17 protein-coding genes are annotated in these 13,424 nt (G+C 42.1%); 6 read left to right on the top strand and 11 right to left on the bottom strand.

All coding sequences use genetic code 11. The features are described 5' to 3' along the window. Window positions 1-57: 57 nt before the first annotated feature. Together mciZ and JCM16418_RS13830 are read left to right on the top strand one after the other, a co-directional pair. Window positions 58-201 carry a Z-ring formation inhibitor MciZ gene (gene mciZ / locus JCM16418_RS24320; protein ID WP_081765443.1) on the top strand — a complete coding sequence of 48 codons (144 nt, stop codon included), beginning with the start codon at window positions 58-60 and terminating at the stop codon, window positions 199-201. Between the two features lie 184 nt (window positions 202-385). Next, window positions 386-1,435: a tetratricopeptide repeat protein gene (locus tag JCM16418_RS13830; RefSeq protein WP_036649925.1), complete on the top strand. Its 1,050-nt coding sequence runs from the start codon at window positions 386-388 to the stop codon at window positions 1,433-1,435. A gap of 232 nt (window positions 1,436-1,667) precedes the next feature. Here JCM16418_RS13830 and JCM16418_RS13825 read toward each other — a convergent pair whose 3' ends face one another. Continuing rightward, on the bottom strand, window positions 1,668-2,795 hold the full coding sequence (locus JCM16418_RS13825) for a tripeptidase T (RefSeq protein WP_036649923.1): 1,128 nt from the start codon (window positions 2,793-2,795) through the stop codon (window positions 1,668-1,670). Window positions 2,796-2,909: 114 nt separating this feature from the next. Between JCM16418_RS13825 and prli42 the strand changes: the two genes are divergently transcribed. Continuing rightward, the gene (gene prli42, locus JCM16418_RS24705) at window positions 2,910-3,011 is read left to right on the top strand and encodes a stressosome-associated protein Prli42 (RefSeq protein ID WP_148298817.1); all 102 of its coding nucleotides are present in this window, start codon (window positions 2,910-2,912) and stop codon (window positions 3,009-3,011) included. A gap of 2 nt (window positions 3,012-3,013) precedes the next feature. On the opposite strand, the gene lipB is transcribed toward prli42, so the two are convergent. From lipB to lpdA, 5 genes are all read right to left on the bottom strand, one after another. Next, window positions 3,014-3,712, bottom strand: coding sequence for a lipoyl(octanoyl) transferase LipB (lipB, locus tag JCM16418_RS13820; protein WP_036650234.1), 699 nt, complete (start codon window positions 3,710-3,712; stop codon window positions 3,014-3,016). Window positions 3,713-3,763: 51 nt separating this feature from the next. Continuing rightward, window positions 3,764-5,152, bottom strand: coding sequence for a dihydrolipoamide acetyltransferase family protein (locus JCM16418_RS13815; RefSeq protein ID WP_036649921.1), 1,389 nt, complete (start codon window positions 5,150-5,152; stop codon window positions 3,764-3,766). Between the two features lie 21 nt (window positions 5,153-5,173). Continuing rightward, entirely contained in the window at window positions 5,174-6,160 is a 987-nt protein-coding gene (locus JCM16418_RS13810) for an alpha-ketoacid dehydrogenase subunit beta (RefSeq protein WP_036649919.1), read from the bottom strand. Further along, on the bottom strand, window positions 6,160-7,188 hold the full coding sequence (locus JCM16418_RS13805; RefSeq protein ID WP_036649917.1) for a thiamine pyrophosphate-dependent dehydrogenase E1 component subunit alpha: 1,029 nt from the start codon (window positions 7,186-7,188) through the stop codon (window positions 6,160-6,162). Before JCM16418_RS13805 ends, JCM16418_RS13810 begins: the two co-directional genes overlap by 1 nt. 148 nt (window positions 7,189-7,336) lie before the next feature. Next, on the bottom strand, window positions 7,337-8,758 hold the full coding sequence (lpdA, locus tag JCM16418_RS13800; protein ID WP_036649915.1) for a dihydrolipoyl dehydrogenase: 1,422 nt from the start codon (window positions 8,756-8,758) through the stop codon (window positions 7,337-7,339). Window positions 8,759-8,968: 210 nt separating this feature from the next. On the opposite strand from lpdA, the gene JCM16418_RS13795 reads away from it, so the two are divergent. After that, complete coding sequence (locus JCM16418_RS13795) at window positions 8,969-9,268, top strand: DUF2627 domain-containing protein (RefSeq protein ID WP_036649913.1); 300 nt, start codon at window positions 8,969-8,971, stop codon at window positions 9,266-9,268. A gap of 46 nt (window positions 9,269-9,314) precedes the next feature. On the opposite strand, the gene JCM16418_RS24980 is transcribed toward JCM16418_RS13795, so the two are convergent. Both JCM16418_RS24980 and JCM16418_RS13790 read right to left on the bottom strand, forming a co-directional pair. Continuing rightward, window positions 9,315-9,473 (bottom strand): hypothetical protein, encoded by a 159-nt coding sequence (locus JCM16418_RS24980; protein WP_156327222.1) that lies wholly within the window; start codon window positions 9,471-9,473, stop codon window positions 9,315-9,317. Window positions 9,474-9,693: 220 nt separating this feature from the next. Continuing rightward, window positions 9,694-9,927 (bottom strand): hypothetical protein, encoded by a 234-nt coding sequence (locus tag JCM16418_RS13790; protein WP_036649912.1) that lies wholly within the window; start codon window positions 9,925-9,927, stop codon window positions 9,694-9,696. A 204-nt stretch (window positions 9,928-10,131) separates the two neighbouring features. Here JCM16418_RS13790 and JCM16418_RS13785 point away from each other — a divergent pair, with 204 nt between their 5' ends. Together JCM16418_RS13785 and JCM16418_RS13780 are read left to right on the top strand one after the other, a co-directional pair. Further along, the gene (locus JCM16418_RS13785) at window positions 10,132-10,722 is read left to right on the top strand and encodes a thymidine kinase (protein ID WP_036649911.1); all 591 of its coding nucleotides are present in this window, start codon (window positions 10,132-10,134) and stop codon (window positions 10,720-10,722) included. Between the two features lie 278 nt (window positions 10,723-11,000). Then, on the top strand, window positions 11,001-11,384 hold the full coding sequence (locus JCM16418_RS13780; RefSeq protein ID WP_036649910.1) for a cupredoxin domain-containing protein: 384 nt from the start codon (window positions 11,001-11,003) through the stop codon (window positions 11,382-11,384). Window positions 11,385-11,452: 68 nt separating this feature from the next. Here the strand turns inward: JCM16418_RS13780 and JCM16418_RS13775 are convergent, their stop codons facing one another. From JCM16418_RS13775 to JCM16418_RS13765, 3 genes are read right to left on the bottom strand one after another with little or no spacing between them, the layout of a single operon-like run. Further along, window positions 11,453-11,662, bottom strand: a complete 210-nt coding sequence (locus JCM16418_RS13775; protein ID WP_036649907.1) for a DUF3006 domain-containing protein — start codon at window positions 11,660-11,662, stop codon at window positions 11,453-11,455. 7 nt (window positions 11,663-11,669) lie between these two features. Further along, the gene (locus JCM16418_RS13770) at window positions 11,670-12,611 is read right to left on the bottom strand and encodes a ComEC/Rec2 family competence protein (protein WP_148298816.1); all 942 of its coding nucleotides are present in this window, start codon (window positions 12,609-12,611) and stop codon (window positions 11,670-11,672) included. Continuing rightward, window positions 12,553-13,401, bottom strand: a complete 849-nt coding sequence (locus JCM16418_RS13765) for a stalk domain-containing protein (RefSeq protein ID WP_036649904.1) — start codon at window positions 13,399-13,401, stop codon at window positions 12,553-12,555. Before JCM16418_RS13765 ends, JCM16418_RS13770 begins: the two co-directional genes overlap by 59 nt. Window positions 13,402-13,424 lie beyond the last annotated feature (23 nt).

Below are 13,424 nucleotides of genomic sequence, written 5' to 3'. Positions count from 1 at the left end.
GCTGACACATATGGTGTAATTATAACAAACTTCACATAGAGGAAAGAAGGATAAAGAATGAAGAGCTATCGAAACTCAAACTCGTTTCATATGGTAGGACAAGCTTGGCAGATCAAAATTATGTTAGCCCAGTGGCAAAAGGAATGGGGGCCACATACACCTATCCAGCAAATATTAAATAACTATCGTACTCCGCAGTAAGCATTTCTTCATTATAGATCAAAAGTGATCTATTTCAGCATGATCTTCGTTCAACTACATGTAAGCATGGGAAAACCCATGACTATAGTCCTTTTATATTGTACACAATTAAATTTTAATATATTTCATTTCTTCTCATAACAAAGAGCCGCCAAAATTGTTATATATAACGGAGGGTTCAATAATGGATAAAGATCATTTAGTTTTAATGCTAAAGTCCCAGCCCAATTCGCCTTCTCTACATTATAAGCTAGGGTTGTGGTATCGTTCCAGAGGACAGATCAAAGAGGCTGCCTTATACCTCGAAAAAGCACTGCATTATACTCGTGATCAAGCTCATGATGCATCCTATCGAGATATATTTGATGAACCCCATGGTTGGTTAGAATATGGAAAAATGATGCGATTGGAAGGCCATATCCAGCAAGCTGAGGAATCTTTCCTACAGTGCCTTAAGCTTGGTAAATACGTACTTGAGTCTATGGTGGAATGGGGTGCAATGATGCATGATTCAGGCATGTGCGATGCTGATATTTCGTACACTTTACAAAGTGTAAGCGATAACATAACACATAAACTACTTACTGCTCATTCGCTCTGGGTGCTTGGGGCTTACAACGAAGCTTTACTTATTTATAAGTCTCTGACCCTTTCCAGAGATGTTTGGGTTGAACATTTAATGCCTTACGTATCGTGTCTAATTCAGACAGGTGAATGTAATGAAGCATTATCTTTGCTTAAACAGTACTCAACGGAATCTCAACATTTATTACTCAAAATGGGTCAGCAACGTATTATGGCATCAGAGGCTTTATATGTTTGTTCGTGGTGCATAAATAGGGGACAAGATGTTCCACTATTATCGTGCTTTGAGGCGCTGGAGACAGCTAAGACATCCATTGCTCTCGGTAAGGTCGAAGAAGCGATCGCAATGATGAATTTGCCTACCAATCATGAGAAGAATGAATTGATTTACACATTATATCAGCATGGATATCGTGATATGGCTTCATCAATGCTCGAAGAAATGCAGGAGCTTCCGCTATATGATAGAAACCAAATCTCACTAGATCTTTGTTTCATCGCTGCAGAAATTCATTATGACTTTGGAGATTATCAGACAGCCGCCTCCATTTTCGAGAGTATATTTACCACAGAGCCCACCCATACCCCCTCCCGCCTTTGCTGCAGCTTCCTGTCACTTACAGCAAACGATTGCATCCCTTACAGCTAAGCAAGAACATCAGATCATTGGCAGTGACGATTTCTTTGAGATCGAACAACATTTGACTAATATGACGCGCGCCTTTGAAATTTTACAATCAGCGAATTGGCATACCGAGTGGACACCAGCGCAGAAAAGAAACTTATCCACCCCAGTACCTGCACTCTTTCATTAACATCATAAATAGGCTACTCCGCCAACGCTTCGTCACGTTGCCAGAGCAGCCTATTTTCTTTAATAATTAAGAGTTTGTCGTTTCTTTAATGATACTGATGACCATTTCGGAAGCTTTTACCATATCCGCAGCTTTGATTTTCTCTTGTGTGGTATGGATATCTTCATAACCAAGTGCTAAATTCAATGTTGGAATGCCCATGCCATTGAAAATATTAGCATCGCTACCCCCACCAGAATGAAAAATTCGGCTAGGTAAACCTATGTTACTTATGGCACGCTGAGCAAGTTGCACGACATCATCATGCTCATTAAAGTTAAATGCAGGATATACAATCTCACTGCGGAATTCACATTGTGCATTGCATTCACGTGCAGTAACTTCAAGTGATTCACGCATATGAGCTATTTGCTGGTCGACCTTCTCTTGTACGATACTACGTGCCTCAGCATCTAACTGCACAAAGTCACACACAATATTAGTAGCTCCGCCACCCGAGAATTTACCGATATTAGCAGTTGTTTCTTTATCTAATCTTCCTAGTTTCATGCGAGACACAGCTTTAGATGCGACCTGAATGGCACTAATTCCATCCTCGGGGTTCACGCCAGCATGTGCTGATTTACCGAAGATTTTCATCGTTACTTTCGCTTGAGTTGGTGCAGCCACAGCGATTGCACCGATCTCGCCATTAGAATCAAGCGCGTATCCAAAATCAGCATCCATATACGAAGGATCCATAGAGCGCGCACCCAACAGTCCCGACTCTTCACCAACCGTAATAATAAACTGAATTTGTCCGTGTGGTACATGCTGTTCCTGAACCACACGAATGGTTTCTAGAAGAACAGACAGCCCTGCTTTATCATCCGAGCCCAAGATCGTGGTACCATCGCTACGGATATAACCATCCTCACCTAGACTAGGCTTGATTCCCTTACCCGGTGTCACCGTATCCATATGACACGTAAAGAATAGCTTAGGTGCAGTAACACCTTCATCCGCTTTCCAGGTCACGATCAGATTCCCTGCTCCGTGTCCTGTTTTAGCCTGCGAGTCGTCTTCAACCACATGTAGCCCCAAATCCGTAAACTTCTTCTTCAGGACTACAGCGATTTCCTCCTCATGTCCTGTTTCGCTATCCACTTGTACCAATTCCATGAATTCCCGGATTAAACGTTCTTGATTAATCATTGGACTTCCCTCTCCTTCAAGGTTACGTTACAATGTAAGGGTAGTCCCCATTTCCGTATAACTTTACGTTGTGTCGTAAAGATTAAATTTCAATTTAAAGGAGCTACTTATACTATGCAAAATAAAAAATGGTTTCGTCTCGTTGTTTATCTCATGTTATTCGCCATGGTTGGATCAATTATCTTTGCTGTTGTTGAGCCGCTCATATTCCGCTGATTTTAAGCGGAATAACTGCGGGCTTTAACGACTTCATCAAAATGAAAAACATTCGAAAAGAATGATATGATCTCCTCTGCAACCAGTCCAACGTCAAACACCTTACCTGTACAGTCTTCAAGCGAAGTAACCCCAAATTCCTGAATACCGCAAGGAATAATTCCTTGGAATCCCTGTTCTTGAATACCTGCCTTAATGTTAAAAGCAAAGCCATGGCTTGTTACAAAACCTCTACGGTTCCGGCATTTATTAAACTTAACGCCAATGGCGCAAATTTTAAGATTCCCAACCCATACTCCAGTGTATTCAGGTTTACGGCTCGCTTCAATACCGTATGTAGCTAAGTAGTTAATAATGACTTGCTCCAGGTTGCGAAGGTAACCATGTAAATCTAGACCTTCCTTACCTGCAAGGACAAGCAGTGGATAACCCACGAGCTGACCAGGGCCATGATACGTAATGTCACCACCTCGATCAATTTCAAACAATTCTATGCCCTGCTGCTTTAACTGCTCTTTGCTAAGCAGAAGATGCTCAGGGTGGCGCTGGGAACCGATCGTATAGGTAGGTGGATGCTGCAAAAGCAGCAGGGTTTCCTGCTGCTCTCCAAGGTCAATACCACTCACAATAGATTTTTGTAGATCCCAAGCCGCGCCATAATTCATCATTGGGGTATAACTTACCTGTAGTGTATTACTCATCGTCAAGATCACGCCCTTCCCATGATGAAAAAGCTCTAAACCTTATTAGATTTAGTAAACCTTAGTATCTAATGTGTAACCTTCTACATTTTCTTTTACCCGTTGTAAGAAGCGTCCGCAAATGACTCCATCCAAAATTCGATGGTCAAGCGACAAACAAATGTTAGCCATTGAGCGTACTGCGATCATATCATTAATGACTACTGGACGTTTCACAATCGATTCAAATGTAAGGATGGCTGCTTGTGGATAGTTAATGATTGGATACGACAGTATTGAACCGAACGACCCCGTGTTATTGACGGTAAACGTTCCTCCCTGCATATCATCCAGCTTCAACTTGCCCTGACGTGTTTTGGAAGCAAGCTCTTCAATTTCGCGAGCTAAACCAGCAATATTCTTCTGATCTGCTTGTTTAATGACCGGAGTCATTACTGAATCTTCCGTACCTACAGCGAGTGAGATATTGATATCTCGCTTCACAATGATTTTGTTAACCGCCCAGACCGAATTCATAATGGGATAATCCTTGATGGCATTGACTACAGCCTTCAACAGGAATGCCAGATACGTTAGATTATAACCCTCGCGGCGTTTGAATTCATCCTTAAGCTTATTACGCAGCAAAACTAGATTCGTAACGTCCACTTCAATAGTTGTCCAAGCATGTGGAATTTCCGACACACTTTGTCGCATGTTGGTAGCAATTGCATTACGAAGAGGGGTCACATCAATTAGAGTTTCAGAGCGACCATGTGAATCTTCTACCTCGACGGTAGGAATTTTAGGCGTTTCTGTCATGTGAAGTCCAGACTGATTTCGTGTGGCTGCAGGGCTAGCCTGAATATACTGTTCTGGTGATACCGCTGGATTAGCATGCGGTAACCCTTGAAATGGCGACTGTGATTCTTTCCCACTCTGTACTGTGTTATTCACTTCAGAACGAGAGGAGGCTGCGTTCTCAACATACGCGAGCACATCTTTACGTGTAATTCGGCCGCCCATACCAGTACCTTGTACGGCTTGCAAGTTCACATTATGCTCCGCCGCAAGCGTTTGTACAGCTGGTGAGTAGCGATTTCTCATGGACGTATCGCCAACCGAAGCATTAGCGCTTGCACTTTCAACTACCCTTTGGACATTCCCAGAAGTATTTACCTCTGTAGTAGATGGGCTTGTTGCTGCTGTGGTTACCGCAATTCGGCAAATAATTTGTCCCACATCAACCTTCTGACCTTCTTCAGCGATAAGCTCTGCCATTACACCTTCAATCGTGGACGGGATTTCCGCGTTCACTTTATCAGTAATGACCTCACAAATGGGTTCATATTGCTCAATTGTATCTCCTGGTTGCTTAAGCCACTTGGCAATAGTCGCAGAGACTAGCGATTCTGCCAGTTGCGGCATGACCACGTCGTTTAACGTTTGATTTCCTGACATATTCTCACTCCTAAATTTGCCCTAGTAGATGGCCAATTGGCGCATGGCTTCTTTCACTTTATCTTTAGTCAGCATATAGAACTTTTCCATCGTTGGGCTGATTGGCATTGCTGGAACGTCCGGACTGCACAAACGCATAATCGGTGCATCCAGTTCAAACAAGCATTCTTCAGATATAATTGCAGATACCTCTGCACCTACACCACCCGTTTTGTTATCTTCATGAACGATCAACACTTTACCTGTATGACGAACCGATTCGATAATGGCATTCTTATCAAGCGGCTGCAGTGTGCGTAAATCTAAAATTCTTGCAGTGATGCCCTCTTCTGCCTCCAGCTCTTCAGCAGCCTGTAAACAAAAGTGAAGCGGCATACTATATCCAATAACCGTAATGTCTGAACCTTCACGCAGCATATTGGCCTCACCAATTGGAACCGTATAATCATCCAAAGGCACATCGCCTTTTATCATCTTATAGCATTTTTTATTCTCAAAATAAAGGACTGGGTCTGGGTCATGAATAGCAGCTTTCAGCAGACCTTTAGCATCGTATGCCGTAAAAGGTGCAACGATTTTGAGGCCCGGGGTACCAAAGAATATGGACTCCGCACACTGGGAATGATACAACCCTCCAAAAACTCCGCCACCAATCGGTGCACGGACTACAATCGGACAGTTCCAATCATTGTTCGAACGATAACGAATTTTTGCGGCTTCGCTAATGATTTGGTTTGTTGCTGGCAGCATGAAATCACAATACTGCATCTCAGCAATAGGTTTCATCCCTACCATCGCTGCCCCAATCGCTACACCAGCAATAGCTGACTCTGCAAGTGGAGTATCCATCACCCGATCTTCTCCAAACTGAGCCTGCAAACCTTTTGTCGTTGTAAACACGCCACCCTTTACTCCGACATCCTCGCCCAGTATAAACACATTCTCATCCTTCTCCATCTCTTCCTTCATGGCTAGACGGATTGCGTCGATGTATTCCATAACTGCCATCAGTTTGCCTCCTCTTCACGATCCGCGTATACGTGCAGAAGTGTATCTTCTGGTTTAGGGAACGGTGCATTGTCCGCATACTCGATTGCTTCTTTAATTTCTAAATTGAGCTGAGCAATAAGATCGACATCTTTCGCTTCGTCCCAAATACCAAGGTCAATTAAATATTGTTTAAAACGGGCTACGCCGTCTTTTTTCCAATTCTCATCAACTTCATCTTGAGTACGATAAGCTAAATCATTATCCGAAGTGGAATGAGGCGACAAACGATACATCATCGCTTCAATCAAGGTTGGTCCTTCACCACGAATTGCCCGTTCACGTGCTTCTTTAACCACACGATATACTTCAAGAACGTCATTGCCATCCACTCGTATTCCCGGAAATCCATAGCCTAGAGCTCGATCAGAGACCCTTCCGCTCAACTGCTTATGAATCGGAACCGATATCGCATATTGATTATTCTCACACATTAAAATAACAGGAAGTTTATGAACGCCTGCAAAATTGCAGCCTTCATGGAAATCACCTTGGTTACTGGAACCTTCCCCAAACGTTACAAAGGTAACAAGCTCCTGTTTTCTCATCTTCGCTGCCAAAGCTACACCAACAGCATGGGGCACTTGAGTCGTTACGGGACTTGATCCTGTCACAATACGAAGCCGTTTACTTCCAAAATGACCTGGCATTTGCCGCCCGCCACTATTCGGATCTTCTGCCTTCGCAAATGCAGATAGCATAAGCTCACGTAGTGTCATACCTGCGGCAAGGACGAGTCCATAATCACGATAGTATGGAAGAAAATAATCCTTCTGTCGGTCTAAAGCAAAAGCTGCAGCAACCTGTGCTGCTTCCTGCCCAACTCCGGACACATGGAAATTGATCTTTCCTGCTCGCTGGAGAAGTAAGTTACGCTCATCGAACTTACGCGCCTGAAGCATACATCTATACATATCAATTACCTGTCCGTCACTGAGTCCGAGAGGTTCATGGTTGTTCACTGCATTCACAGTACCTTTGTCGTTCATGGAGGTGCCTCCTTATTTATAGAGCTATTAAGTCTTGATCCTGATCTGATCTTAAAACCAGGTACTAAGACTTGGCTTAACCCTATTATAATCTCTTTTCATCCAAAAAGAAAAGACCATATGCTAAATTCTTATATTAATTTTAGGATCACATACCAATCGATTTACCATCTACAGCAAGCATTGCTTCGCCAAGTATTTCAGATAGCGTCGGATGTGGGTAAATATTCTGACTTACTTCCCAAGGAGTTGCATCGAGCACCTGTGCTAGCGCAGCTTCACTGATTAAATCGGTAACATGAACGCCGATCATATGCACGCCTAATATATCATTTGTGGAAGCATCCGCAATAACTTTTACAAAGCCTTCTTTATTCCCTTGTACCAATGCCTTACCTATGGCTTGAAAAGGGAACTTCCCAACTTTAATATTAAAACCCTGCGCCTTGGCTTCTTGTTCCGTATAGCCCACACTAGCTACCTCAGGACGCGTGTACACACAGCGAGGTACTAAATGCTTCTTATATAGATGCACTTTCTCTTCGGCCAAATGATTAACGGCCATAATACCTTCATGACTCGCTGCATGTGCCAATTGTAAACCGCCGATGACATCTCCAATTGCATAGATATGTGCTTCACCTGTTTGCATGAAAGGATTAACAGCAATAACGCCGCGCTCGACCCGGACATCCGTATTCTCAAGACCGATATTCTCTACATTGGCTTGACGACCAATAGATACTAGGATCTTGTCAGCTACGAGTTGTTCATGTTGTTCACCGTTCTTAACTTCGATATGAACCTGCTGATCTTGAACTTGGTATGTATCTGTTATTAATTCACATCCCGTAATGATGCGAACCCCACGACGCTTCAGCAACTGACTGAGTTCACGCGCTACATCCTCATCTTCAGCAGAAAGAATATGTGATGCAGTCTCAACCACTGTAACTTCAACCCCAAAATCATTCAGCATCGAAGCCCATTCAACACCGATAACGCCGCCGCCTACAATAATGATCGATTTAGGCAATTCCTCCATAAGGAGCGCTTCATCGCTGCTCAGAATATACATTCCATCAGGCTCAAGTCCAGATAAAATCCGAGGACGAGATCCCGTAGCAATGATTAGATTCGTTGGAATAATCGTCTCCATTTCACCATCAGCCAGTTCTACTGCAACAGCACCGCTCTTAGGTGAAAAAATCGAAGGACCAATTACACGGCCTCTGCCATGAATAACCTGAATTTTATTCTTACCCATCAGGTATTGAACGCCACCGTGTAGCTGCTCAACAATGGCCGATTTACGAGCTTGCACCTTTGGGAAAACAACTTTGGCTCCTGCAGTCTCGATACCATAGCTTTCGCTTTCTTTAATCTCAGCGTATACTTCAGCGCTGCGAAGTAAAGACTTACTTGGAATACAGCCACGGTGTAAACAAGTTCCACCTAGCTTGTCTGATTCAATAATAACGACCTGCTTACCAAGCTGCGCCGCGCGAATTGCCGCGACATAACCTCCGGTACCTCCGCCGAGAACGGCAACGTCACATGTAATTGTCATGTTAAACCCCCACAAAAAAATTCGTTTAGATATCGTTTTAATCCTTCATTTTGATTATGAGTGATCATGCTTGCACCTAGTCATTCCTTTTCATTGTACTCTCTTTTTCCACCTTTACAAAGTCTAAGCCATTTGGATAGACATGGACATCGACCTGAGAAGAAGGTATGATAATTAGGATTAAAAATGATCGGACAGAGAGGTAAAGATATGAAACTTTTAATTTCCCGCTTTATAGCCATTATTATTCTGGTCGTATTCGGATTACTCGCTATGACCGGATTTCTAATGATCAAAGACGCTGTATTTGCATATATCTCAGCTCACGGAGACACAAGTATTGTCTCACCTAAATTTGAATGGCTCCACTTCAGTGAAGGGCTCGTACTATTTCTAATCGGAATGAGTTTTCTTGGGGGTTGGATTCTATTCCGCGATCGCAAAAAAAATTATGTGGGACCTCGCTTTAAAGAGAAGCGCAAACCAAAACCACCCCTTCAATCCTCATAATCTTTAACGACAATATAACCCCCCGATGCTTATGAAGCCGGGGGGTTTATAATGTCTTTGGCACAAACGTGGTTGCTAAAAAATCAACCGCATCTTCATCCTGAGTATTAAATTCAGGATTACTTAGTATTGGTAACTGTGTAAGTACCCGGCTTGTAAGAATCACTTTAAATTCGTTATCGCGATTAAACAAAATCGTTTCCACGTCAAAAAATCCGGATAATAGCCCGGCAGTTACCGCGATTTGTGGTGGGCTAAGACGCGCCGGTACCCCGGCATTCCGTACTGACTTTTTATAGACTGAAGGCTGTTTTTTACGTTTTGACTTTTTCTTAGGCGTGCTTATAACATCACCCGCTTTTCAACAGAAGTGAGCCTTCTATAGCATATAGCGGAGCCCTGGATTTGGTGCAACATAAAAAAACCTATTCGTATAGAGCATCACGTAGTTTTGTGGACATTTTGTTTTGCTGAGCGGATGATTTCAATACCAATTTACGCAGCGTTACATTTTGCTGATGACATTTCTGCACATCGTCTAGCATATCGCGTATAAATGTAATGACATCCTCGTTCACAGCTTGGTCCTGCGCCAAAGCTTTCAGTTTCTTCTCATAATAAGCTATTCGCTGCTCATACTCTGCTATTTGTTCAATCATGGTCTAATTCCCTCCGTTCTAAGCTGAACCTTCCTTTTTACCTTACCACGCCTAAACGCATATATCCAACGTGTTTTCAAGTATAGCCTCTTCACATCCGATGTGTTAATCTATAAAGGCCGCATTTTTACGTGAGTTGTCATTAGGGGTCAGCGCACATGGTTTATACAGCATAAGGTTTCATGTTGGAAAGGGGTTACACTAGTGAATAAAGGTCGCATAACCGTCATAACCGGACCCATGTTTAGTGAAAAATCGGGCGAGCTCATCCGTCGGTGTCAGAAGCTAATGCAGTATGGTAGAAAAAAAGTAATTGCCTATAAACCGGCTGAGGATCAGCGGTACGCTAAAGATGAGATTGTAAGCCGCATTGGATATCGACTTCCCGCTATCTCTATCCCGAAACATCTAACCGATGAATTGGTAGAAAGGATGATTCTGGAAACAAAAGATGCAGATGTCGTTGCCTTTGATGAAGTACAATTCTTTAACCGCCCCATTCTTGGTATCGTAGATGAACTCGCCTATTGTGGCAAGCATGTCATTGTCGATGGACTAAATTTGGATTACCGAGGTAAAGAATTTGGGTATATCGGTGGACTACTTACGATGGCAGATGATATCCAGCAACTCACCGCATTCTGCGCTGTATGTGGAAGTCCTGATGCCATATTTACTCAAAGGATCGTGAACGGTAAGCCCGCTCCACTCGGCTCCATTATACTTATCGGTGATTCAGATGATTACGAACCTCGATGCAGATGCTGCTTCGTACCTCCACATAAAGTTGTATAACAGCTCACCAACAAAAAAATAAAATGTCACAATAAGCCCTTCATATATGAAGAGCTTTTTATTATGGCTTGGATATGAATTGGATTAATATGATCATAAGAAAAACGGATCGCATAGCACACAAATGAATGCTAATTTTCGGCATTAGTATATCTTATTTTGAGCCTGGTCATAATAATCATTAGTTCTTGTGATTCAAAAAGGTTAAACAGAGGTTAATTATGAACTGCATGTTCATAAGAATACAATGCTTACACAAAAAGGGGAGGCACCATAGAATGAATAAAGTATTTTCTTTAATTGCCGTTGCAGCACTTTCAGCGACTGTATTATCAGCTTGTGGTAGCAGCGATTCCAAAGATACTGCGACAGATAATTCCGCTTCAGGTAGTGGTAGTGGAACACAAGAAATCACAGTAAATGCGAAGAGCTTCGAATTTACTCCAAAAGAAATTAAAGTGAAAAAAGGCGATAAAGTAAAACTAACGCTTAAAAATACAGAAGGCGCTCACGGTCTTGCTATTCCCGACTTTAACGTGGATCTTAAAAAAGACGGTACTGCTGAATTCACAGCTGATAAAGCTGGAACGTATGACTTCAACTGTTCAGTAATGTGCGGGGCTGGTCATGAAAATATGGTTGGTCAATTAATTGTAGAATAATGTTATGACTCTAAATAGAAGAAACAAAAACTCTCCAACATGCGTAGGAGAGTTTTTATTTGGTTTGTTTATTCCCAAACATTATCCATTTTCTTCTTTATCGTATCCGTTCGCTCCTGAGTAAGCTTAGGGTTAGCTGTCCATTTACCTTGTCTAAATTCTACGACATCCCCCGCTCTCACATGACCCTCTACCTGTTCTCTGGGAACGTCTTTAACATCGCCCTGGATTTCTATTCTGCAAAATGAACCTTCAAAACCTTCCACAATTCCCTTCATATATAGATCACCTTTCCTTTTGAACATTTAATGTAGACCCATCGGAATCAATTTCCACGGTGCCATTCAAATCATTTCGATATACTTCTATTCCCTGCTTATTCAACCGACTTAAGACTGGTTTAGTTGGATGTCCATATTTGTTCTCTCCTACTTGAATCACAGCGATCTTGGGTTTCACAGCATTTAAGAAACGAGCAGTTGTTGAAGACTTAGAACCATGATGCCCGACTAGCATCACATCCGATTTAAGATCGGAGCCATGTGAAGTTATCATATCTTGTTCACTTTTGGACTCTGCGTCAGCTGTCAATAAGAATGATGTATTTTTATACGTAATTTTCACAACCGCGCACATATTATTCGTATCATCGTAAGTCTTAACAGGTGCAAGCAGTTGCACCTTAACTTGATTATCCAAATCAATGTCTATATCCGTTACCGCTGTCTTAACCTTCAAATTTTTACTCGCTACTGCGTCCAGAACGGATTCAAATGTCTTGGTACTAGACATAATCTTAGGCATATATATTTTCCCAATAGGAAGCTCTTTAATGACACGATCCAAGCCACCGATATGATCAGCATCTGGATGACTGCCGATAACAACATCAAGTCTACTGACTCCGTACGAATGTAAATAATTAATCATCGTTTGCTCTTTGTCATTGTTCCCTGCATCGATCAGCATTGTTTTCCCAGAAGGAGTTATAATGAGCTGTGACGCACCTTGTCCTACATCTAAAAATATCACTCGCAAGTCTCGGTTATTTGTTACAACTGGCTTTGTGTCCTCCGAGGTACCCATGTTACATCCTGTTAATAATGATGCGCTAATAGCAATAGCAGAAATAATGTATGTATCTTCGATGTCTTCATAATCTTTCCCTTCAGGACTTATATTCAGGATATAACGTAAAATCAACGGTATTACCTTGTAAAACTCCATTTTTAAATGAATATTCAATAGTTACATCACCCACAAACTCAGTTGGAGAGAGCTGCACAGCAGTTGTCGCCTTCAGAAGGTCTCCTTCAACGTCATATTGTATGATGCTGCCTACGCTTGGATGGGTGAATCGATTGCTTGCGTCTGTTTGTATTTTAGTAGGAGGAATGACAAAATCCTTGTCACTAATATTCAGTGAGGCACCCTTTTCCGAAAATTGACCATTGAATTGTTTTAAAAATAATGTTTTCGCATCTTCGACAGGTATTTCTTTCCCTGTTATTGCATTAACAACAAACACTTTAGACTCGTAAACGCCGGTTCCGTATCCGGTTGTGAGAATAATGATCCATTCCTTCTGTCCATCTCCATCAACATCTGCGGAAATAATAACAGGCGCGTACGTAGGATTATCAACATTGATTCCAGGAATCGCACGGCTGAATTCAGGCGTTTTCAGCTCCAAATGTTCCACAATTCCCATTTCTCCCTGATCACCTGTGATCTGAACCGTATGATCTTCAGTTTCCGCTACAAGCATTTGTGATTTGTTATTTACATGTACAGCGTTTTGTTTATTATCAAAACTTACACGCTTACCAAATATATGAGCTAGATCCTGCACAGACAGCATGATTTGATCATTCATTTTCTGAGGAGCTATCTCCGTAACAAATTCTGTTCCATTTAACATTACTTTTATAGGATTGGCTTTAGCAAAAGCCATGATTGACGTTCCGGATAGTACCACTGCAGCAACAGAAACGATAACCCATTTTTTCGATAACAACGCGATACTCCTTCCTCATTTAA

This window comes from Paenibacillus pini JCM 16418 (genome assembly GCF_000576305.1).
GTDB classification, from domain to species: Bacteria; Bacillota; Bacilli; order Paenibacillales; family Paenibacillaceae; genus Paenibacillus_AQ; species Paenibacillus_AQ pini.
This window is presented reverse-complemented; position numbering and strand designations above follow the sequence as displayed.

Excerpts from the sequence above, each read along its gene's own strand:
- prli42 (WP_148298817.1), top strand. The coding sequence starts at position 2,910 with ATGCAAAATAAAAAATGGTTTCGTCTCGTTGTTTATCTCATGTTATTC.
- lpdA (WP_036649915.1), bottom strand. The coding sequence starts at position 8,758 with ATGACAATTACATGTGACGTTGCCGTTCTCGGCGGAGGTACCGGAGGT.
- JCM16418_RS13810 (WP_036649919.1), bottom strand. The coding sequence starts at position 6,160 with ATGGCAGTTATGGAATACATCGACGCAATCCGTCTAGCCATGAAGGAA.
- lipB (WP_036650234.1), bottom strand. The coding sequence starts at position 3,712 with ATGAGTAATACACTACAGGTAAGTTATACCCCAATGATGAATTATGGC.
- JCM16418_RS13830 (WP_036649925.1), top strand. The coding sequence starts at position 386 with ATGGATAAAGATCATTTAGTTTTAATGCTAAAGTCCCAGCCCAATTCG.
- JCM16418_RS13775 (WP_036649907.1), bottom strand. The coding sequence starts at position 11,662 with ATGAAGGGAATTGTGGAAGGTTTTGAAGGTTCATTTTGCAGAATAGAA.
- JCM16418_RS13805 (WP_036649917.1), bottom strand. The coding sequence starts at position 7,188 with ATGAACGACAAAGGTACTGTGAATGCAGTGAACAACCATGAACCTCTC.
- JCM16418_RS13780 (WP_036649910.1), top strand. The coding sequence starts at position 11,001 with ATGAATAAAGTATTTTCTTTAATTGCCGTTGCAGCACTTTCAGCGACT.
- JCM16418_RS13770 (WP_148298816.1), bottom strand. The coding sequence starts at position 12,611 with ATGGAGTTTTACAAGGTAATACCGTTGATTTTACGTTATATCCTGAAT.
- JCM16418_RS13815 (WP_036649921.1), bottom strand. The coding sequence starts at position 5,152 with ATGTCAGGAAATCAAACGTTAAACGACGTGGTCATGCCGCAACTGGCA.
- JCM16418_RS13795 (WP_036649913.1), top strand. The coding sequence starts at position 8,969 with ATGAAACTTTTAATTTCCCGCTTTATAGCCATTATTATTCTGGTCGTA.
- JCM16418_RS13790 (WP_036649912.1), bottom strand. The coding sequence starts at position 9,927 with ATGATTGAACAAATAGCAGAGTATGAGCAGCGAATAGCTTATTATGAG.
- JCM16418_RS13825 (WP_036649923.1), bottom strand. The coding sequence starts at position 2,795 with ATGATTAATCAAGAACGTTTAATCCGGGAATTCATGGAATTGGTACAA.
- mciZ (WP_081765443.1), top strand. The coding sequence starts at position 58 with ATGAAGAGCTATCGAAACTCAAACTCGTTTCATATGGTAGGACAAGCT.